We start from the raw sequence: 19,897 nt of genomic DNA, 5'->3' as shown, positions 1-19,897 counted from the left end.
TTATTGGCCCCTAAAATAGTTTTGCTTTACGAAGGGTAATTTTACGACCTTCGCATCGAGTTCTTTGTTCCGAACGATCACTTTGAGCGGTGTCCCTGGTTCAGAATAATCCGAAGCAACGTACCCCATTGCTATGGGAGTTTCAAGACATGGGCTGTATCCACCGCTGGTAATGGAACCGATTGTGATTCCCTTCTTCGATTGAATCTCCGCCCCTTCGCGAGCCGGAATTTTACTGTTGATCAGGAGACCTACCCGAATCTGATCAGGTTTTGAATCCAACTGAGGCAGAATGATTTTGTCTCCCAAAAAGCCACCTTGCTGGCGTCGCCTTTTTCCAATGGTCCACCCCAGGCGAGCAGCAATGGGTGAAGTGGATTCTGTTAGATCCTGTCCATAAAGACACAGTCCTGCCTCTAGTCGGAGGGAGTCTCGGGCGCCAAGTCCTGCCGGTTGAACAACTGGATTTTCCATAAGTTTGAGGGCGAGTTTCTGGGACTGATTTTCGGGGAGGGATATTTCAAATCCATCTTCTCCGGTGTAGCCTGATCTACTAATGAGGCAAGGAATACCAACAATCTTTGTTTCAAGAACATGCATGAATCTTAAGTCGTGGAGCGCTGGAACATATTGTGAAAGAACGTCCACCGCTTTGGGCCCTTGGAGGGCGAGGAGTGCCTTTGATTCTAAATACTCAATTTTGCAGTCGCTTCCTATATGCTTATGGAGATGTTTTAAGTCTTCTTCTTTTCGTGCGCCGTTTACAACAAGAAGGAGAGAGTCTTCTAGTCGCGTAACGAGTAGATCATCTAGGACCCCACCATTACGGGTCGAAAAGAATGTATAAGTCATTTGATAGGGAGCAAGCTCAGAGAGATCTGCAGGGACTAGTTTTTCCAATAATCCGCAAATATCAGAAGATCCGGATAGCTTGACTTGTCCCATATGCGAGACATCAAAAAGGGAAGCTTTGGTGCGGGTATGTTTATGTTCTGCTATAATTCCCGAGGCATATTGGATTGGCAAAAGATATCCAGTAAACGGGACAAGCTTGCCTTCCCATAATTCGTGCAAATCATAGAGAGGTGTTTTCTTAGGAGATGGTTGGGAATCTGTAGTGACGGTCAATGGATCGAATTTACTTCCCCCTTCTAGCGTATTTCTTGCGGTTTTTTTCCAGTTGGACACTGTCAACTTGGAGGCCAACATAAACGCGATAGTCTTTGATGGATTTTTCAGAACTTTCTGGAATGGAGATAACTTGTTCTATAAGCTCAACTTTTTTTCGTTGGTTTTCATCAAAGTCAACAAGAGCGGTATAAATCATTTTCGATATAATATCATTTTGTGCATCTGTGACGGTTATAAAGTAATCAAAACTGAATTCTTGTGAGTCATCGGACGCGGTATTTGGGCGTTGTATCATGGTTTGAATTACAAGTTTGACGTTCGTTGTTTCCTCGTCACCTTCACACCATCCTTTTACTTGATCTAAGTTTATGATGAGGCTTCTATTGCCGTCTGTGTCATATTGGACTGATTCAGAAAGGTCTCCCAGTAAAGCCATGGGAACACAAGGTGTGGGATGGTATGCGTATTCTTTGTAGCCACATCCCGACAGAAGGGGAGCAACAAGCAGGCTTACGATAAATGTCAAACTGGTATATTTTCTCATGGTCTTTATTCCATCCATATTTATTACTTCAGTGAATTATGACTTCCGTCACACAGGGGAGGCGTCCGGGTTTGCTTACATCCGCAAAAATAAAGGGTCTCAGATTTCGTTGGCGTGAAAGAGACAGGCTTTATACCTGATCCTTTGTGTTTTCCATCGCACATGGGTTGTTTCGAACTATGTCCACAGGTGCACCACCAATACTGTTTTCCAGCTTCAACTTGAACGGGGTATGCTCCCTTCTGAGCAACACATATCTCAAGAGGATTTGTAATGGCGTTGTTATCTGTAGTCATAAATCTTTCTTTCAAAGAAATGTTTCGTTGACGCGACATTAATAGAGCTTGTAAGAATACTCAAGAGGGAGAAAGAACAAAAATGAGAGGAATTTTAGAGTGCCAACCATTGTAGAGATTTATACGGATGGGGCATGCAAAGGGAACCCAGGTCCCGGAGGTTGGGGCGTTCTATTGCGCTATGGAGAAGTTGAAAAAGAACTTTCCGGCTATGAGTATGATACAACCAATAATCGCATGGAGCTTTTGGCTGCAATAAAAGGACTAGAAGCCTTAAAGCGACACTCTGTTGTTCACGTTCACACAGATAGTACCTATGTTAAGGACGGCATTACCAAGTGGATCCACGCTTGGAAAAAAAAGGGATGGAAAACGTCTCAACGGAAACCCGTTAAAAATGCCGACCTTTGGGAAATATTAGAAGGCCTCACACATGCTCACAAAGTATCTTGGTTTTGGGTAAAAGGTCACTCAGGACACCCCGAAAATGACCGGGTGGATGAACTGGCGCAAGAGGCTGCAGAAGCGGCTTCAGGACATTAAACCGATTGCGCTTGTGTTAAAGACTCTAAAAGAATGTCCGTGGATAAGAGCTCTGGAAGGATGACTCCTTCTGGGCGCTGGGGACTAAAGATAACCGTAAATGGAATTCCTCCCCGTTGATAAAGCATTAAGAATTTTTTGATGCGTTCATCTTTTTTGCTCCAATCACCCTTCATAAGAACGATATCAGGATTTTTTAGAGCTGCAGAAACTTCTTCGGAGTTAAAGACAAAATTTTCATTGAATTTGCACGTTAAGCACCATGTGGCGCTGATGGTAACAAGGACAGTTTTTCCGTCTCTGACCAAGGAAGGGATTTTTTCCGAGTCAAAGTTTGTCCAGGGGAGGGAGCTAGCACTCTCAATGGAGATGTGTTTTTCGTAAACGTGTTGGCCTAAAAGGGAACCGATCCAAAGAGCAGTTCCAAACAGGCCGACGGCCAGTATTTTCTTCAACTTTTCCATCCACGGGCCAGGTTTTGGGAGAAGATGAACCATCTTGGGTGACATTGCTACTAGGATATAGGGGATGGCCAGTCCTAGGCCGATGGTGAAAAAGATTACCAGGAGCTCTAGAGGGGACCTTCCAAGGGCAAAACCAACGGCTGTTCCAAGAAAGGGGGCCGTACAGGGGGTCGCAAGAACAGCTGCTAAAATGCCTTTTACATAGTCGCTCAAATAGGGGTGCGTTTCATTGGTTGGAAGCCATCTACTTACCTGCGAAGGAATGGGGATGTTTATGGTGCCCCACGTCCCTAGTCCAAATACAACAAGGGCAATGAAAAGGATGGTCAAGAATATGGGATTTTGAAATTGAAATCCCCATCCCATTGTAACGCCAAAAGTTTTTGCTATATTGATGGATACCGCAAAGGCTATGAAAAAAGATAGGATCCCAGCAACTGTGATCATAAATCTGAGTCGGATCCGCGCTGCTGAATGATTATGTGATTTGAGAACGCTAAGGATTTTGAGAGAGAGAACGGGTAACACACAAGGCATGAAATTAAGGATAAATCCTCCCAGAAGGGCAAATCCTAAAATCATGAAAAAGAGACTCCAGTTTAGGGTATGGTCCGATGTAGAAGTAGAATAGGCAGCTTCAATGAGTTTGGCATCATCGGTTTGAGAAGAGGGGCCATTTGGAACAAAAAAAGTGACCGTTTGTTCTACAGGAACACACATGTCACTGCAGCTCATATAGTTGAGGTGCATGTTCATAGTGAGGTGTTGGCCAGGGTTCTTTAGGGTTACCTTTAGGGGTAAAATTATTTTTCCTTCGTAAATGGAAATTGTTTCTCCATAACTTTCCACTTCTTTTGGCTGAGGCCAATATATTTCAACATCTTTAATATTGTTAGAGTGATTCCAGTTTATTTTGGGGGGAAAGCCCACATGGCCGTTTTGAGAGTGGGCGTATATTTTCCAAGGGGACTGAGTTTCCAAAACTAATCCCATTTGGACTTCATTTTGATTTGAGATTGCCGTGATAGAAGATATAAGTGATGCTTTTGTGGGCTGAGGCGCTTTTGGAAAGGCTGCTTCGGATAAACAGGGTATCAGGAAAGCCACAAGCCATCCAAGCAAGAAGTATTTATTCCAGAGCCGTTTCGACATTATTTTACCCATCTGTTTACCATCTCGTACATAGCTCTCAATCCCATGGCTTCTCCACCTTTTGGCCGCCCAGGTCGTGCAGTTAAATTCCATGCCATAAGATCCGTATGAATCCAAGGGGTATCGTTAGAAATAAACTTCTCTAAAAACAACCCTGCTGTTATAGCGCCGCCGTAAGGACTTGTTGGATTGTTGCTTAAATCAGCCACAGACGTTTCGATCATGGCATCATAGCCTTTCCAGAGAGGAAGCTGCCAAAACGGATCGTGGGAAACTTCGGATGCCTTCATGAGATCCTGTGCAAGGGATGGGCGATTGGTAAAGAACACAGGTACATCCGGGCCCAGTGCAACACGAGCGGCCCCAGTAAGGGTTGCAAAATCAATGATCAGATTTGGCTTTTGGGAGGATGCTTCTGTCAAAAGATCGGCAAGCACCAGCCGTCCTTCCGCATCGGTATTCCCGATCTCAACAGTCATGCCATTACGAGTCTTCGTAACATCCAGAGGGCGCATCGCTTGGGAAGAAACACTGTTTTCAACGGCGCCAATAAGGAGTCGTAGAGAAATGGGTAAGTTGGCATCCATGATCATCTGAGCAAGAGCAAGGGCATGGGCCGCGCCCCCCATGTCTTTTTTCATGAACTTCATGGCACCGCTTGGCTTGAGATCTAGGCCACCTGTATCAAAAGTAACGCCTTTTCCAACTAAAGTAAGTTGGGGATGTTTGGGGTTTCCCCATTTGAGATCTATGACATGTGGTAGGCGATGGCTACTTTTTCCAACCGTATGGACGGCGGGGTAATTTTGCTCGATCAGGTCATCGCCCGAAATAACATGGCACGTTGCCTTGTGCTGTTTCGCCACATTCTGGACCTCTTCCACAAGTTCTTGGGGCCCCAGATGAGATGCCGGGGTATTGATGAGATCGCGTACGAGGCAGATTCCGTTGAGGGTGGAAGAGACATCCTCAAAATTTACAGATGGGGGGACGATGATTTTTGAAAAGGATCTTTCAGGTTTATCAGACTTCAGTTTATCAAATGAATAAGCGCTAAGCCCCCATGCCAAGATCGCAAGCAATAATTTGTCGTCGGATAAAGGGGACTTAAATTCGTAGATATGATGATGGGGAAGCCTCTTTGCTAGGACACCATAGGTCCAAAAGTCATCGGGAGTGCCAAAAAGAACTTGGTCCAAATGGCCCTCTTTTGTCGGAACAAGACGGAACGTCCCAGGGGCGGCTTTAAAATTAGTTGCCTGAATCCAATTTTGGGTTTCTAAGGATTGCTGCAAGCTCCAGGACTTTAAGGCTTTCTTGGTGAGCAAATAAATGGGGACTGGATTTGTAGCTTTTTTTGCTAGGACGTATGGGCTATTTTTCATTCTTATGTCTTTTCCATCAAAGGTGATATGTGTCATTGTAGCCTTTCAACAAGAAGGAGTGAAGATGAGTTTTTCAACTTTAGTGGGGATGCGTGAATGTGTGGATAAATTTGAAGGATTTATCGTCGATTTATGGGGAGTGACCCATGATGGAAAACTACCGTATCCTGGGGTCATTGAGTGCCTGACAAAACTAAAAGAGCTAAAAAAACCGGTGATTTTTCTGTCCAACGCTCCTCGGCGGGTTGAGAAGGTTGAAGAACGTTTGGACGAAATCGGTATTCCTCATCAACTTTATGAATTTATCATGACGTCGGGTGAAGATGCCTATAAAACGCTTAAGGCTGGAAAATATGCTGATTTGGGAGAGAAGTGCTATTATCTGGGGCCTGGTAAAGATGAACATTTGATGGAGGGAGTGCCGCTTGAGGTCGTAGATAATGTCTCGGAGGCGGATATTATATTAGCAACGGGTACGCGTGAGGCCTTTGATACGTTGGAACCTTATAAAGGTTTATTGGACAAAGCAGCTACTAATAGCCCTCCCATGATTTGTGTCAATCCAGATTACATTGTCCATATTCAGGGCAAGCCGATGTTTTGTGCGGGAGCTTTAGCAAGTCTGTACGAAGAGAGAGGCGGAACAGTTTTCTATCATGGCAAACCGCACCCTTCGGTTTATAGAGCCATTTTTGATAAATTTGATGGTATTCCAAGGGAAAGTTTTTTGGCCATTGGGGATTCTTTTCATACTGACATCCAAGGGGCACAGGGAGTAGGAATTTCCAGTGCCTTTGTTCCCGGCGGAATTCATTGTAAAGAGCTAGAAGTATCATATGGACATTTGCCAAAGGAGTCGCTTTTGCGGGGGCTTTGTAAGAAAGAGGGTCTTGATCCAACCTTTGTCCTGCCAGGACTTATTTGGCAACAAGAAGACTAGTGTATTCGTCTTAGAACAAGGGTGTTCGTGTTTCAGAGGCCCAAAAGTTTTCGAGCATCTTTAGATAATCGGTTGCGTCTTGGAGGTTTTCTGTTGTCGTTCCTGCTTTCTTGAGTTGCTTGGCCTGTTTGTCGAGGACGGCAGCAATTTTTTTGCAAAGGGCGCGTCCTTTCTCTGTCACTCGTACTTGGCTTGACCGTCGATCGTGGGAAGATTTCTCTTGATGAAGGTATCCATTTTCAACAAGTTTTTTTAAGTTGTAAGTCACATTAGAACCCATATAAAGCCCTCTGGACGTCAAATCTCCCACTGTGAGCTGATTCTCGCCAATGTTATAAAGAATGAGTGATTGAACATTATTGATGTCATAAATCTTTGAGCGTTCCAGTTCTGCTCGGACAACTTCTAAAAATAGCCTGTGCAATTTTTCAATCAACACAATTGATTCAAAATAAATACTTTTCATGTTCCACGTCTCCCAGACCTAAAAAATTTAACTCCCTTTATATTAATTATGTGAATAAAAAGGTTAAAATTTAGTTAATTTTTTAAAATAAATTTTAGTTGGTTGTTTTTAAAGGGATAATTTGTGAAAGATTGCACTTTGGTGGTTTAAAAATGGGAATCAACCCTTTTCACTACAACTCTTCAATTATTCCTGAGAAATCTTTGCCGTCGAAACCGTCTTTGCAGAACTTCTCGTAAAGTTCGATGGCCTTATCGCCTATGGGGATATTGGCTTTTGCAAGGGAGGCTGCGGCCTCGGCTAATTTTAGGTCTTTCAGCATCATGGCAGCCGTAAATCCTGGCTCATAATCACGATTAGAGGGGGCGGCTTCGACGAGTCCTGGTTCGGGGCAATAACTGGTGACAGACCAGCATTGGCCCGAAGACTGGGAAATAACTTCGAAGAGGCGTTGAGGATCGATGCCGAGTTTTTTCCCCAAGGCAAAGGCCTCGCACGTTCCAATCATGGAAATACCCAGCAATAGATTATTGCAGGTTTTGGCCACCTGACCCATGCCATCTCCCCCCGTGTGGATGATATTTTTGCCCAGAATATCAAAGATAGGAAAGGCTTCTTGAAAGTCTTTGTCAGAGCCGCCGACCATAAAGGTCAAAGTGCCTGCTTTTGCGCCACCAACGCCACCAGAGACAGGGGCATCCACCATGCGATGGCCAGCGGATTTTGTTTTGATGTGGACAAGTTTAGAAGTCTCTACGCCAATGGTAGAGCATTCCATGAAAAAACTATGGGGCTTGGCATGGGCGATTAAACCTTCGTCTCCTAAGTAGACGCTTCGAACATGGGGGCCTTCAGGAAGAATACTCAGGATAGTGGTGCATTTTTCGGCGACTTCAGCTACAGAAGATGCTTTAACGGCGCCTTCTTTTTCAATGGCATCAAGGGCGCTCTCAGCTAGGTCGAAGACATGGACCTTATAGCCACTGTTCAGGAGGTTTTTGGCCATAGGAAAACCCATATGCCCGATTCCAATGAAGCCTATTTCTTTTTGCATCGTTGCCATCTCCCACGTTTTGAAAACAGTAACTCCCTAGGCTTATTGTGACTCAATATAGGGGGAAAAACAATTGGGAAGTTCGTGGTTTTGTAGAGAGTCTCGGGCCTCAATGCCTATTCTTTCTCAAGGCCTTCTTCGATGCGAGGATCGAATTCACTGACGACGGGTGTAGAGCGTGGCATGGCGACGAAGTTTGCTTGGTCATCTGCTGAGACAGCGGGTAACATAGCTCGTCTCCAAAAAATGAAGATGCCCAAGGCTGCGGAAAGAAGCCCAATGTATACGAATAGTCCAATGGGGGACATGAATCTCACTAAGGCCTCTGGGAAGTAAGGAGCAAGCCTTGCCCCGACGCCATAGAGGAAAGGACCAACGGTTGCTCCGATACCATAGGCCAAAAATAGGGTTCCGGTCGTAGCAACGATGTCATCAGGCTTTACTGTGTCACAGGCAAAGGTAATGCTGAGTGGGTATAGCACAAAAGCGAATCCTCCAAATAGAAATGTGGAAAAGGTGAAAAATAGTTGATGTGTGTAGGCAGAGGCCATAATCAAAATACATGAAAGGCTTAATAAAATGCAGATAACTGTCATGACACTTCGTTTCTCAAAGAGATCAGACATAAGACCGATGGGGTACTGAAGGAGCATACCGCCAAAAATGACGATACTCATTAAAATGGCAATTTGATCCACATTGGATCCCACATCGTGAAGGAATGATGGGAAAAGGCCGTATAGGGAGCCCAGGATCATGCCCGATACTAAACTTCCTAGAACGCTAGAAGGTGAGATTTTGAACATGGTCCCAATGGTTAGAAGAGAGGTTTTTTCGAAAATAGGAGACTTCACCTTTGTCATGGACAGAGGAATAATCGAGAGAGAGCAAAAAATAGTAATAATGCAAAATGGCATAAGAGTTTCCATGTCGCTGAGTCTCAGGAACAGTTGTCCCAAGGACTGGGAGGCATAAAGGCTGATCATGTAAAAAGACAGAATTCGTCCTCGTGTGCTAGGAGCGCTTTTTATCAGCAACCAGCTTTCTATCACAATATAGAGGCCTGCTAGGCAATAACCTCCGATGAATCTAAGCACGATCCAGGACCATGGATTCAGAAAGAGACCATGAAGCATAGCCACGATAGCTGTAATTGCCCCAAAAACAGCGTAGGCTCTGATATGTCCGACACGCACCAAAAAGGGTTCAGATCTAAATGAGCCTAGAACAAATCCGCCATAGTAGGTAGTAGAAAGAAGGGCTATCTCGAACGTGGAAGCTCCCATCATTTCCATGCGCACCGTTAGCAGTGTCATTAAAAAACCGGTTCCAATACTGATGGCACCGAGGCTAACAAGTGGGGAAACTGTGGGTAAAACAAGTTGCAAAAATTCGCTCTTCTTTAATTTCCTGAGAAGATGAAATTTTTTAAACATTTTTTATACCTTTTATACAGGAAGTTTCGCCTCCAATTCACCTTTGACTATACGATAGTTGTGCCCTCTAATCAAAAGGGAAATTTAATTGGGGAGCGATTTTTTTTCCTGTGAGAAAGGGGCAATATCGGGCCCTTAAGAGGCGGAGGTATTATGATACCTCTCTTGGGACTGGCATAAAATATGGAAGGGAGCGATTTTTATTGACACCAGTCTTACTGTTCAGTAGAAGCATACTCATTGGATGAAACATAAGGATAGTAGGTGCTTCATGAAAACCTATTCGATGAAAGCTTCTGAGATCGATAAGAAGTGGTACATTATTGATGCGAGAGAAATTATTTTGGGGCGAATGGCGTCGTTGGTTGCCAATATGCTTCGTGGAAAAACAAAGCCTGAGTATACGCCTCATATGGATTGTGGGGATTACGTGATTATAATCAATGCTGAAAAGGTGGGGCTCACCGGTAAAAAGCTTTCTGATAAAATCTACTATCGTCATACAGGATTTCCTGGCGGAATTAAGCAGAAAACTGCTGGTGAGATTCTCGAGGGTAAGTTTCCTGAACGTGTGATTCAAAAAGCTGTTCAAAGAATGATTCCGAGGGGTCCTCTTGGACGGCAGCAGATGAAGAATCTATACGTATATGCTGGAGAAAAGCATCCCCATGAGGCTCAAAAGCCTACAGTATTAGACATTGCAAAGATGAATCCAAAGAACAAGAGGAGCGCATAGATGGCTGCAGAAAAGACAGATCTTGCTGGATTGAAAAAGGTAACCGAAGGAATCGCAGCTCCAGAGCAGAAGACGACAGAAAAAAAATCTGCGGAGTCAAAGCCTGTTGAGCCCAAAAAGGATTCTTTGGGGCGTTCTTACGCGACCGGAAAGAGAAAAAATGCCATTGCCAGGGTATGGATTAAGCCTGGAAAAGGTAAAGTTACAGTAAACGGGAAAGATAGCAGAGTTTATTTTGCGCGTCCTGTTTTGCGAATGCTCATTGGGCAACCTTTTGATATCGTAAATCGCAAGGGTCATTTTGACGTTATGTGCACCGTTAAAGGTGGTGGGCTTTCGGGACAAGCCGGAGCTGTACGCCATGGTATCAGTAAGGCACTCGTTTGCTTTGAGCCAGAGCTTAGGCCATCATTGAAAACGGGCGGATTCTTAACGCGTGACAGTCGTGTGGTTGAGCGTAAGAAATACGGTCGTCGCAAAGCACGTCGTAGCTTCCAGTTCTCCAAACGTTAGGTTTTTTTCAGAGTATTCGTCTTCCCGGCCCCAGGTCGTCTTCCCGGCCATTAGGAATTATGGGCAAGCCGTAGGCGCGTCCCTAGAATTCCTTATGAGCGCGGGATCCAGTCTTACACCTTGTCTGTGGCACGCTTTTTCCTGGATCTCGCGATACCAAGTCACTCTAGGCCTCACCGGCTCAAGACGCCGGTTCGTCAAGAGTACCTAGGTTCCGAGATGACGGACACTCTGATTATTCAAGCCCTCTGAGATATCCGACCAAAGCCTTCTGAGAATCAGGACCAAAAACGTCTTCAGCCATCAGGACTCAAGCCTTTTTCTCGGCCATTATGTCCAAAGTCGTCTTCCCGGCCATTAGGAATTCTTGGAGCGCGATAAGCGCGACCTAGAATTCCTTATGAGCGCGGGATCCATCTTCCAGAAATCAGAGAAGGTTCAAAATCACGTCATAGCGGCCTGTCCGTCATAGCGTAGCGAAGACGGAAGCGAAGACGGATGAGCGCGGGATCCATCGCTCAGGAACCTTCTCATCCCATAAATATTTTATTCCCTTTTGAAATGGCAATATGCTACACAATACCAGTTCTTGGAATTCTTGTTTAGAATGTGGGATGAACTATGAGTCATAAGATTGCTGTTGTTGGACTTGGGTATGTCGGATTGCCATTGGCCGTGGCTCTTGCCAAGTATTTTGATGTCACGGGCTTTGATATTGATGCTGCCCGAATAGATGAGCTAAATCGAGGGATCGATCGTACTGACGAGGTCTCCAAAAAGGGCCTGCAGGATTCTACCATAACCCTGACCGATGATCTGGAGGCCTTAAGAGGCTCAGATATATTTATTATCACCGTTCCGACGCCTGTGACCGATCAGAATAAACCGGATTTGACGCCCCTCGAACGCGCTTCTAAAAGTATTTCCAAAGTTCTGCAAAAGGGAAATATCGTCGTTTATGAAAGCACTGTCTATCCCGGGGTTACGGAAGATTTTTGTGCCCCAATATTGGAAAAAGAAACGGGACTTAAGGCAGGTGAGGACTTTTATTTAGGATATTCTCCAGAGCGCATGAATCCCGGAGATAAGGATCATAATATCTATACTCTGACCAAAGTCGTCTCTGGACAAACACCGGCGGTGACAAAGCTGTTGGCAGATATGTACGGCAAAGTGAACAATGGAAACGTTTTTTGTGCCGCAGATATTCGTACAGCTGAGGCAGCCAAAGTGATTGAGAATGCCCAACGGGATATTAATATCGCTTTCATCAACGAAGTTACCATGATTTTCAACAAAATGGATATCTCTATCCATGATGTGTTGGCTGCTGCCCAAACTAAGTGGAATTTTCTCCCCTTCACGCCGGGGCTGGTTGGGGGCCATTGCATAGGGGTTGATCCGTACTATTTGGCCGAAAGTGCTAAAGGCTTGGGACACAATCCGGAAGTAATTCTATCGGGGCGCCGTATTAATGACTCCATGGGACACTTTATTGCCGAGAGAGTGCATGAAAAACTCAAATCCATTTTGAGCTATGGAAAGAGTGGTCGCATTTTAGTCCTCGGCCTCACCTTTAAAGAAAACGTTCCCGATTTGCGCAATACGCGCGTTATAGACATTATCAAGACACTCGAGTCATTTGGACATAAAACAGATGTGCATGATGCCTATGCAGCTTCCGCAGAAGCCAAAGAGCATTATGGGATTGAATTGATTTCTGAAACTTTGATGTCACGTAAGTCCGCACAAGCGGTTGGGCAAACACATTCATCACAGAGTTCCGATGCTTATGATTGCGTGCTGCTTGCCGTGCCCCATGATCAATATTGTAATCTCCCATCTGAGACTATCAATGGTCTTTTAAGGGAAGGTGGATTGTTAGTTGATATTAAAGGCACCTGGAAAGAAAAAGAATTGTGTGATTCTTTCCATCTTTGGACTTTATAGGGCATACATAATCACTGATGATAATACGTAACAATATCATATTGACGTGGCCGAGTTCGATGGTTTAAACCTATTCATAAATATTTCATACACTTTTATTGTATTTTTAGGTTTGGATTCAAATGTCTATGAAGAAATTTACGTTTTTTATTCTGGTTTTAATGTTATGCAAAATTTCCGTGGCACATGCGCTAACGGATTCACTATTATACAGAGATGCTGATGAAAAAGTACAATCGATTGTATCTGTACACACAAAGGAAGTGCTGCCAGATCACCTGCTTCCTTCACAACGACTTGCCATAAAGCAACACGTACTTTCGCTAAAAGCTATTATGTTTATAGGCGAATTATTCAATGGGTATTATCCACATCGCCATACCGTAAGTGTAGAGGGTTGTCCCTTCCCACAAAGTGCTTTTGCAAGCCTATTACAAACCCTATTCCCTAGTGAGGAAGAATTTTTAATCAGAGTAAATAACTGCGCAATTGATCCCGTCGCAGAACTGTCTCCTTTGAGAATTGGTCAATTAGTTAGAGAGGTTGAAAAGTTAAGTTCTTATTCGGCTCACATCTTAGTAAATGGCTATTATGAATGGAGGGAGAAGTCCATATCAAGCATTGGTGACATATTAAAGTGCAACTCGAAAGCGGCAGAAGTCACACTCCAATCCATATCAAATGAAGATTTCGAACGTTATGAAGTGCTTCATGAACTGGCAGTATCTTTTGACCAAATTCTGAAAACAGTTAGTCTTGAGGATATTCCTTTGGAGGACAGAGAAGACATTTCTCAAATATTTGGCTCCAAATTTCCTTTAACCACAGGTTTGAAAGTGTCATTAGAAGTGCGATACACGACTCTAAAGTTGAATGAGGGTGATTTAGAGGATTATCTCCCTGACAGATACGAAGGAAACAAAGGTCATCGCGCTTTAAAAATTTTGCGAAAGAGGCGATTTTTAGTACGATTGATTGATGCTATTCATGATCAGGCTCTTCATTCTGTCGATCAAAACGAACATCTTATTCAAAAGTTGTTGACCGTATTTTTCTGGGAAAAAGCAAAGGGAGTGGAAGATGTTGCTGAGTTCTATCTGGGCCTCACAGGTTGTTCCCAATTTTCGGAACTTAAATTGGAACAAGGAAGCGCCTTTGAGACAGGAAGCACATTAAACAAAGAGCTAACCGCTAATCCTGAGTCATTCTTTGAGTTAGGTACAAGTGAGATGCCAACGGCTGTTTGGTACGAAAGAATTATGAGCAATTTTTTCCCTATTTCACTTGGTACAACGAAATTCCAAAATAATAGTTGTGCAGACTGTGTTGAAACTTCTTTTCGGAACCTCTTAATGCTTTTTCGAAGGAAAATCACTCCAACAGGAGAAATTTTCTTTGATTTTTCTGGATTGGCAGACTCTCCGGCAACAGGATTTTTTAATGGTTTCCCGGGATTTGAGCAGGCTCTATTGCAAAGTGCCAGAGATGCATGGGGACAAATTCTCTATGATAGGGGAGAACATAATATTCGTTATTGGAAACCAAAAGAAGCGCCGCTGTACGAAGTTAAATCTGGTTTTTTAAATATGCTGAATGTCTTCAAGTACTTATTAGAACTTGGAGATGACATTTTACCAAAGTCGATTTTTGATTCGCAAACAGATGAGGCGCTTACAGAGGCCTTTGGAAGATTGGCGCACGTATTAGATCCAACAGGAAAACTTACTCTTTTAGTGGAGGATAGTTACAGTTTTATTGAAGAACAAGATTTCTATGGCCAGCTGATTGTTAAGCGTGGGGAAAGTCCTGTGGCAAGACTTACAATGAGTATAGGTCATCTAGAATTTACCCCAATTAAAGCATCAGAAAATTCCTGGTCTTCTGAAGTCATGTCTCACGTTTCCGATGAGAGCCGTGTTCTTCGGATAGCTCCTTTTGTTGGGAGCAGAGAGGCTTTTGATCAGCTTCTCCCAATGGTTACTAACGAGCAACTTCACAGATTTATATTAAGGGTTGATTCTTTTGACCGTAGTGTCAAGTTGGCAATTCTAAAGGCGGTTTTAACGCAAGCTTCTGAACACTTGTTTACGGTTGCCTTGGGGGTTTTATCTAATTTACATAGACTCAACGATTGGGATTCAAACCGTGAAGCGCGCGAAATTATTTATCCTCTCATGGATGCAGCTCTCCCTGGCCTATCCGATCGTCAGATAAAAGAAATCTTAACAATGAATCCTGAAATGATTTCGAGTAATCCAACTAATCCAATTTTGGAGTGGTTATTGAAAAACAATAAAGAAAAGCTCTTATCAGATGAGATATTAGCTCGAGTTGCGAATATACGTATAAGCAAGGCTCTTCAGGATAAACTTGAGCTGTTTATATCGACCATATTACCAAGGTTTAAAAGGCTTTTTCACATGGAAATAGAGATTCCACTTGAGCATGATTCTGTTTCTCAGATAGCAAAAGTCTTTCCGGCTGAGTTAGACTCCCTATCTGTTAATGTCGTTCACGTAGACATGTTGCAACTCCTCATAGATTCCTTACCAAAGAAATGCACCAAATTCAGCCTTTGTAACGATTTTATGACGCCGGTTGAGGGGAATGATATGGAAAGGCTATCTATAGAGGTTGCGCGATTCTTTCAAAAACAATCATCGCGCAAGGTTTCTTTTATAGTGCCCACCATCAACGAGGTGCAATTCCGAACCATCGTTCAACATTTATACGATAAGGGGCTTCCGTACCGTTCATTTCGAGTTCAGGAAACCCAACAATCGACAGAGGAGCACTGGCAGGAAAGTGTTTATGCGGAGTTTGATGCCTTAACAGCAGAAAAAACACATTAATTCACCTGCCAATATTTTTGGAGTATTGCTTACTGGCACTTTGAGAGACCTTTTAAAAGTACATTAATTTATGAGGCAGTCTTGAGGTGTCCTCGTTTTTGACGGACCTCGTTTTCTGCTTCAAAAATATAATCTCGCGTCATAGGGACGGTGTCAAATTTCTTGCAAAGCTGAATCTGAAAGACCATATAGTTCTCGTTGCGGAAGACAGCTTCGCATCCAGCCAAGTAAAAATGCCACATGCGACAAAACCGTTCGTCGTAAATTCCTTTGACCTTATCCCAGTTTTTTATAAAACGTATGCGCCAGGATTTTAAAGTTTCCGCATAGTGAAGGCGTAAGGTTTCCATGTCACTTACAACAAGCTCTGTTTTCTCAATAGATTTCATCACTTCTGAAAGAGCAGGGGAATAGCCGCCAGGAAATATATATTTTTTTGCCCATTGTGAGGTTACACCAGGCAGTTCAGAACGAAAGATAGAGTGAATGAGGCTGACGCCATCATCTTTCAAAAGATTTTGGACTTGATCGAAATATTCTTTATAGTGAGAAGCTCCCACATGTTCAAACATGCCAACTGAGACAATGCGCTCAAATTTATCTTCAATTTTGCGATAGTCTTGCAAAAGGAAAGTAACTTTATCCTCTAGTCCAGCTTCCTTTGCTCGGCTCTTTGCAACGGCAAGTTGCTCCGTTGAAAGGGTAAGTCCGGTTACACTTACATCGAAATGTTTGGCGAGATAGAGAGCGAGTCCGCCCCATCCACAGCCAATATCCAGGACTGTCATGCCAGGCTTAAGCAGCAACTTTGCGGCAAGGTGGCGTTTTTTATGTTCTTGGGCAATTTCTAGATCATGATCTGGGGTTTCAAAATAGCCGCAGGAATACTGCATATCTTTATCCAGAAACGTTTTGTAAAGCTCATCGCTTAAATCGTAATGATGGGCTACATTTTTCTGCGAGCGTGATATGGGGTTAGATTGTTGCAAGAGCCGCTGGAGAGGCCACAAATATGTTGCTTTAAATTTTTCAAAGGGCTCACTTTTCATGAGCTGAACATTACTTGTGCACAGATCTAGAAAGTTGTAGAGGCCACCCGATTCAATGGTAAGCTTGCCATCCATATAGGCTTCACCCACGCCGAGGCTAGGATTCAGAAAGAGCTTTAGATCCTGTGACTTATCGTGGATGCGAATAGTGGCTTCTGGTCCCGGTTTACCTGAAAAAGTGCGTGTCCTCCCTTCAGGGTCAATGACGTGAAGAGTTCCAATTTTGATTAATTTCTTGAGTACGATATGAAAGAGCATTTCCCCATCCCAGTTTATTTTTTACGACTCGATCATATAGATTTGGCTTAAACTGGGCAACGGGGAAAATGTAAGATCTTTTCCAAATATGACTTTTATACCTCCAGAGAGTCTTTCCCCAAAAAGAAGCTTTTTAAGTCCAGGTTTAAATTCTTTTTTTCAGAAATCCCTATGCTTTTTGAAATTTTTTTATAGTGTTGAACCCAGGGAAAACTTGTGCCGTTAGTTTCTCTTTCAACGATTCCGCCTCCAACGATCCGGTAGATGTCATAAAGAGAAGCATTACCGGGGTCGTGGCTCAGAATCCAGCTCCCTTTTTCAGTTCTCTCGGTATAGGAGGCCTCTTGAAGCTCGTTCAGTAAGTTTTCCAGCTCCATACCTCCGATGCCTGTTTGATTGATGAGGGCTTGATATTCTACGCCTTGGCCGCCTGTTTGAGAGTCTTTAAATAGGATAAAGAGGAGATTAAGGGCATAGAGAAATTTTGTCTGTCGTTTTTCTAGCTCGGTTTTAGCAATGTTTTTGACATTATGCCATTCAGGAAGGCAAGCGGTAATAATGGCGCCAATAAGAACGATCAACCAAAACGTGTACATCCACATGATGAAGAATGGAAAAAATGAAAGGGTTCCGTATATGAATTTGTAGGTTGAAAACTGGACCGTGTAGGCTGTAAAAATGTATCGAAGAACACTAAACATTAGAGTACTAAAGATTCCTCCTATGAAGGCGTGTTTTAGCCTAACGGGGAAATGGGGAATAATAAAATAAATAAGTGTAAAGAATCCTGTGACACATATGATTGGAAACAGTATTTCTATGAAGTCAAAGATAAAAGTATTTGGATTTATGCCATAGGCACTTAATTGACTAAAGAGCTGTTCTGAAAATTGAAGGGCGATGGCGACAAGAAGAGGTCCCAATGTGATGGTTGTCCAAAAGGCCAGAACGCGTTTTACGATAGCTCGGGGCTTTCTAACCCACCAGATGTCATTAAAGGCGCTTTCAATGGTGGAAAAAACAAACACAAGTGAAATAATTAAAAAGGCGATTCCGACAACAGTTAAATGCTGAATGTTCAGCAAAAAGTCATTTATTTTTTCCACAATGATATGGCTGGTATCAGGCACCAAATGTTCGATAATAAAGCTTGTGAAGTTCTCTCTAAACTTCGTAAAAACCTTAAAGCTGGTCAGCATGACAAGGGTGATTGCCAACATGGGAATAAGAGCCAGCAAAGAGTTATAACTTAAAGCAGCCGCTGTGATAAAGCATCTATTTCGGTCAAAATTAAAGTAGAGATACAGTACGAAGTTGTACAGATCTCGAAAGGGGAAGTTATAGTCCTTGAGCTTTTTCATTTGTATCCACGTTTTAGGGTAGTTTACTCTCTTTTGAGATTGGACACAAACGAAGTTCGCTTAAAGCACTTTGGGGCTAAAAATATTCAGCTCTTCCATTGAAGGATGCATTCCTTAACGGGATTTTTGAAGGCTCGCTTTTCTTCCTGGGCAAGGGCGTGTTCTTTTTTAAGACGGAAGTACCATTTTGCCTGGGTATCGGCATCATTGATAAGCATCAGAGGAGGGTTATACTCTAGTCCTTTGCCCTGCGCTATGATGGCATCTCTATCCTGATCTAAAAAGGTTTTTGCAATGTAAGTGAGGAGGGGTTTAAAGAAGACAAGCCAAGGCATAGTCCAGTAAAAAGTCTGATGAATCTGGCTGGTGTTTTCATCAATGGGGGTGATGGTGGTAAGGCTACATAAACTGTGTTTTCCCGTTTGAATATGTTCTCGACGAACGCCAGGCAAAGTAAAAGTAATCTCGGTTTCTGGAACGCCTCCTAATAACTTATAGGCTTTGGAATTTTTTGAAGCGCGGTGGCGGCACATTTGAAAGCCTCTCGGGACTGGGGCAAACTGCTTTTGCTTTTCATGACTAGACTTTTTAGAACGCCAAAACCACGATTGGTGCACGTAAGGGCCGTGGGCTGGGTCCATGAGACCGATAATAGCGTGGTCAGTGGAACAAGGAAATATGCGAGAAAAAGCAAGTCTGGGCGTATTTTCGGCACCCATCATGTTTGGGACTAAGGGAATATCTTTTGGATTGGCTTTTTCATCCCCTAAGAAAACCCAAATGTTTCCTTGAACTTCTTCACAGGGATAGGTCTTTACTTTGATCTTGCTCAGATCAAAATCTTGGCCTTTCGCAAGAGAGGGTATTTCGGTGCACTTTCCTTTTTCATTAAAACGCCAGCCATGATAACAGCACTCTACTTCTTTTCCATCAAAACGCCCACTGGTGAGGGGAATGCCTCGATGGGGACAAATGTCTCGAAGAGCAAAGGGAGTTCCTTCTTTCGTGCGCCCCAAAAGAATTGGTTGGCCGCACATTTTGATGGAAGTCATGTCACCAGATTTCAGGGACTTGCCAGAAAGGGCAAAATACCAAATATTAGAGAGAAACATATAAACTACCTCACAGGGATCAAGGATGCCAAAACCATTATGGACCCCCACGCAAGAACAAGTGGCTCAAGCCAATATGACAGCCTTTATGGAGACTGTGCGCTCCCAATGGGGATTCGATGCTGAAAGCTATTCCTATCTGTACGATTGGTCAATAAAAAATCCAGAAACCTTTTGGCAAGCTATTTGGGACTTTTGCGGTGTAATTGGCGACAAAGGGAAAAAGGCCTTTCAGCCGGCTTCAGAAATGTTTAAATCCCGCTTTTTTCCTGAGGCACGGCTTAACTTTGCCGAGAATCTTTTAAGGCCGCGAGATGATGAAACAGTCATCATCTTTCGGGGGGAAGATCGTGTGAAACGTTCTATGACTTTCAAATCCTTGTTTGAGCAAGTTTCCCAATGTGCGGCAGCCCTGAAAGAATTGGGTGTTCAAAAAGGGGATCGTGTTGCTGGATATCTTCCCAATATGCCAGAGACTATTGTTGCCATGCTAGCGACGACGAGTTTGGGGGCTATATTACTCCGGCCAGCAAACAGTTTACATTAAGCAGCGTAAGAGACCTCTGATTTTAGGAAATATGATTTAACGATATCAGGACTTTTTTGAGTTCCAAAAAGATATTTGGATATGTTGTGTTTTAACTCGGTGAGAGTT

At 43.4% G+C, this 19,897-nt stretch carries 18 protein-coding genes; 7 read left to right on the top strand and 11 right to left on the bottom strand.

Annotation, left to right across the window (positions count from 1 at the left end; genetic code table 11):
- The 3 genes from gcvT to HOL16_03955 are packed head-to-tail and all read right to left on the bottom strand — an operon-like array spanning position 1 to position 1,971.
- Positions 1 to 1,209, bottom strand: coding sequence for a glycine cleavage system aminomethyltransferase GcvT (gene gcvT / locus HOL16_03965; GenBank protein MBT5389850.1), 1,209 nt, complete (start codon positions 1,207 to 1,209; stop codon positions 1 to 3).
- Positions 1,139 to 1,675 (bottom strand): hypothetical protein, encoded by a 537-nt coding sequence (locus tag HOL16_03960; GenBank protein ID MBT5389849.1) that lies wholly within the window; start codon positions 1,673 to 1,675, stop codon positions 1,139 to 1,141. Before HOL16_03960 ends, gcvT begins: the two co-directional genes overlap by 71 nt.
- Positions 1,676 to 1,698: 23 nt before the next feature.
- Positions 1,699 to 1,971, bottom strand: coding sequence for a CDGSH iron-sulfur domain-containing protein (locus HOL16_03955; protein MBT5389848.1), 273 nt, complete (start codon positions 1,969 to 1,971; stop codon positions 1,699 to 1,701).
- 99 nt (positions 1,972 to 2,070) lie between these two features.
- Here HOL16_03955 and rnhA point away from each other — a divergent pair, with 99 nt between their 5' ends.
- Positions 2,071 to 2,514: a ribonuclease HI gene (gene rnhA, locus HOL16_03950; protein MBT5389847.1), complete on the top strand. Its 444-nt coding sequence runs from the start codon at positions 2,071 to 2,073 to the stop codon at positions 2,512 to 2,514.
- Here rnhA and HOL16_03945 read toward each other — a convergent pair.
- Positions 2,511 to 4,130, bottom strand: a complete 1,620-nt coding sequence (locus tag HOL16_03945; protein MBT5389846.1) for a hypothetical protein — start codon at positions 4,128 to 4,130, stop codon at positions 2,511 to 2,513. The two genes, rnhA and HOL16_03945, sit on opposite strands and share 4 nt — an antisense overlap.
- Positions 4,130 to 5,515: a leucyl aminopeptidase family protein gene (locus HOL16_03940; protein MBT5389845.1), complete on the bottom strand. Its 1,386-nt coding sequence runs from the start codon at positions 5,513 to 5,515 to the stop codon at positions 4,130 to 4,132. Before HOL16_03940 ends, HOL16_03945 begins: the two co-directional genes overlap by 1 nt.
- Before the next feature lie 64 nt (positions 5,516 to 5,579).
- Here HOL16_03940 and HOL16_03935 point away from each other — a divergent pair, with 64 nt between their 5' ends.
- Entirely contained in the window at positions 5,580 to 6,455 is an 876-nt protein-coding gene (locus HOL16_03935) for a TIGR01459 family HAD-type hydrolase (protein MBT5389844.1), read from the top strand.
- 10 nt (positions 6,456 to 6,465) lie between these two features.
- Here the strand turns inward: HOL16_03935 and HOL16_03930 are convergent, their stop codons facing one another.
- The 3 genes from HOL16_03930 to HOL16_03920 all read right to left on the bottom strand — a co-directional run bounded on the left by HOL16_03930 (position 6,466) and on the right by HOL16_03920 (position 9,411).
- Positions 6,466 to 6,921, bottom strand: coding sequence for a winged helix DNA-binding protein (locus HOL16_03930; GenBank protein ID MBT5389843.1), 456 nt, complete (start codon positions 6,919 to 6,921; stop codon positions 6,466 to 6,468).
- A 172-nt stretch (positions 6,922 to 7,093) separates the two neighbouring features.
- The gene (mmsB, locus tag HOL16_03925; protein ID MBT5389842.1) at positions 7,094 to 7,984 is read right to left on the bottom strand and encodes a 3-hydroxyisobutyrate dehydrogenase; all 891 of its coding nucleotides are present in this window, start codon (positions 7,982 to 7,984) and stop codon (positions 7,094 to 7,096) included.
- 107 nt (positions 7,985 to 8,091) lie between these two features.
- A complete protein-coding gene (locus HOL16_03920) occupies positions 8,092 to 9,411 on the bottom strand; it encodes an MFS transporter (GenBank protein MBT5389841.1) in 1,320 nt (439 codons plus the stop codon).
- A gap of 271 nt (positions 9,412 to 9,682) precedes the next feature.
- Between HOL16_03920 and rplM the strand changes: the two genes are divergently transcribed.
- The 4 genes from rplM to HOL16_03900 all read left to right on the top strand — a co-directional run bounded on the left by rplM (position 9,683) and on the right by HOL16_03900 (position 15,462).
- The gene (rplM, locus tag HOL16_03915) at positions 9,683 to 10,147 is read left to right on the top strand and encodes a 50S ribosomal protein L13 (protein ID MBT5389840.1); all 465 of its coding nucleotides are present in this window, start codon (positions 9,683 to 9,685) and stop codon (positions 10,145 to 10,147) included.
- Positions 10,148 to 10,660 carry a 30S ribosomal protein S9 gene (gene rpsI / locus HOL16_03910; protein MBT5389839.1) on the top strand — a complete coding sequence of 171 codons (513 nt, stop codon included), beginning with the start codon at positions 10,148 to 10,150 and terminating at the stop codon, positions 10,658 to 10,660.
- A 621-nt stretch (positions 10,661 to 11,281) separates the two neighbouring features.
- Entirely contained in the window at positions 11,282 to 12,610 is a 1,329-nt protein-coding gene (locus HOL16_03905; protein ID MBT5389838.1) for a nucleotide sugar dehydrogenase, read from the top strand.
- 122 nt (positions 12,611 to 12,732) lie between these two features.
- On the top strand, positions 12,733 to 15,462 hold the full coding sequence (locus HOL16_03900; protein MBT5389837.1) for a hypothetical protein: 2,730 nt from the start codon (positions 12,733 to 12,735) through the stop codon (positions 15,460 to 15,462).
- 68 nt (positions 15,463 to 15,530) lie between these two features.
- Here the strand turns inward: HOL16_03900 and HOL16_03895 are convergent, their stop codons facing one another.
- From HOL16_03895 to HOL16_03885, 3 genes are all read right to left on the bottom strand, one after another.
- Complete coding sequence (locus HOL16_03895; protein ID MBT5389836.1) at positions 15,531 to 16,769, bottom strand: class I SAM-dependent methyltransferase; 1,239 nt, start codon at positions 16,767 to 16,769, stop codon at positions 15,531 to 15,533.
- A gap of 95 nt (positions 16,770 to 16,864) precedes the next feature.
- Positions 16,865 to 18,130 (bottom strand): YihY family inner membrane protein, encoded by a 1,266-nt coding sequence (locus HOL16_03890; protein MBT5389835.1) that lies wholly within the window; start codon positions 18,128 to 18,130, stop codon positions 16,865 to 16,867.
- Positions 18,131 to 18,216: 86 nt separating this feature from the next.
- Positions 18,217 to 19,242: an aromatic ring-hydroxylating dioxygenase subunit alpha gene (locus HOL16_03885; protein MBT5389834.1), complete on the bottom strand. Its 1,026-nt coding sequence runs from the start codon at positions 19,240 to 19,242 to the stop codon at positions 18,217 to 18,219.
- Positions 19,243 to 19,267: 25 nt separating this feature from the next.
- Here HOL16_03885 and HOL16_03880 point away from each other — a divergent pair, with 25 nt between their 5' ends.
- Positions 19,268 to 19,789, top strand: coding sequence for an AMP-binding protein (locus HOL16_03880; protein ID MBT5389833.1), 522 nt, complete (start codon positions 19,268 to 19,270; stop codon positions 19,787 to 19,789).
- Positions 19,790 to 19,897: the final 108 nt, after the last annotated feature.

This window comes from Alphaproteobacteria bacterium (assembly GCA_018662925.1).
Lineage (GTDB): Bacteria > Pseudomonadota > Alphaproteobacteria > 16-39-46 > JABJFC01 > JABJFC01.
This window is presented reverse-complemented; position numbering and strand designations above follow the sequence as displayed.

Bases quoted from the DNA above. Each gene is read 5' to 3' on its own strand.
- gcvT (MBT5389850.1), bottom strand. From the start codon at position 1,209: ATGTTGGCCTCCAAGTTGACAGTGTCCAACTGGAAAAAAACCGCAAGA.
- HOL16_03960 (MBT5389849.1), bottom strand. From the start codon at position 1,675: ATGAGAAAATATACCAGTTTGACATTTATCGTAAGCCTGCTTGTTGCT.
- HOL16_03955 (MBT5389848.1), bottom strand. From the start codon at position 1,971: ATGACTACAGATAACAACGCCATTACAAATCCTCTTGAGATATGTGTT.
- HOL16_03945 (MBT5389846.1), bottom strand. From the start codon at position 4,130: ATGTCGAAACGGCTCTGGAATAAATACTTCTTGCTTGGATGGCTTGTG.
- HOL16_03940 (MBT5389845.1), bottom strand. From the start codon at position 5,515: ATGAAAAATAGCCCATACGTCCTAGCAAAAAAAGCTACAAATCCAGTC.
- HOL16_03935 (MBT5389844.1), top strand. From the start codon at position 5,580: ATGAGTTTTTCAACTTTAGTGGGGATGCGTGAATGTGTGGATAAATTT.
- HOL16_03930 (MBT5389843.1), bottom strand. From the start codon at position 6,921: ATGAAAAGTATTTATTTTGAATCAATTGTGTTGATTGAAAAATTGCAC.
- mmsB (MBT5389842.1), bottom strand. From the start codon at position 7,984: ATGGCAACGATGCAAAAAGAAATAGGCTTCATTGGAATCGGGCATATG.
- HOL16_03920 (MBT5389841.1), bottom strand. From the start codon at position 9,411: ATGTTTAAAAAATTTCATCTTCTCAGGAAATTAAAGAAGAGCGAATTT.
- rplM (MBT5389840.1), top strand. From the start codon at position 9,683: ATGAAAACCTATTCGATGAAAGCTTCTGAGATCGATAAGAAGTGGTAC.
- rpsI (MBT5389839.1), top strand. From the start codon at position 10,148: ATGGCTGCAGAAAAGACAGATCTTGCTGGATTGAAAAAGGTAACCGAA.
- HOL16_03905 (MBT5389838.1), top strand. From the start codon at position 11,282: ATGAGTCATAAGATTGCTGTTGTTGGACTTGGGTATGTCGGATTGCCA.
- HOL16_03900 (MBT5389837.1), top strand. From the start codon at position 12,733: ATGTCTATGAAGAAATTTACGTTTTTTATTCTGGTTTTAATGTTATGC.
- HOL16_03895 (MBT5389836.1), bottom strand. From the start codon at position 16,769: ATGCTCTTTCATATCGTACTCAAGAAATTAATCAAAATTGGAACTCTT.
- HOL16_03890 (MBT5389835.1), bottom strand. From the start codon at position 18,130: ATGAAAAAGCTCAAGGACTATAACTTCCCCTTTCGAGATCTGTACAAC.
- HOL16_03885 (MBT5389834.1), bottom strand. From the start codon at position 19,242: ATGTTTCTCTCTAATATTTGGTATTTTGCCCTTTCTGGCAAGTCCCTG.
- HOL16_03880 (MBT5389833.1), top strand. From the start codon at position 19,268: ATGCCAAAACCATTATGGACCCCCACGCAAGAACAAGTGGCTCAAGCC.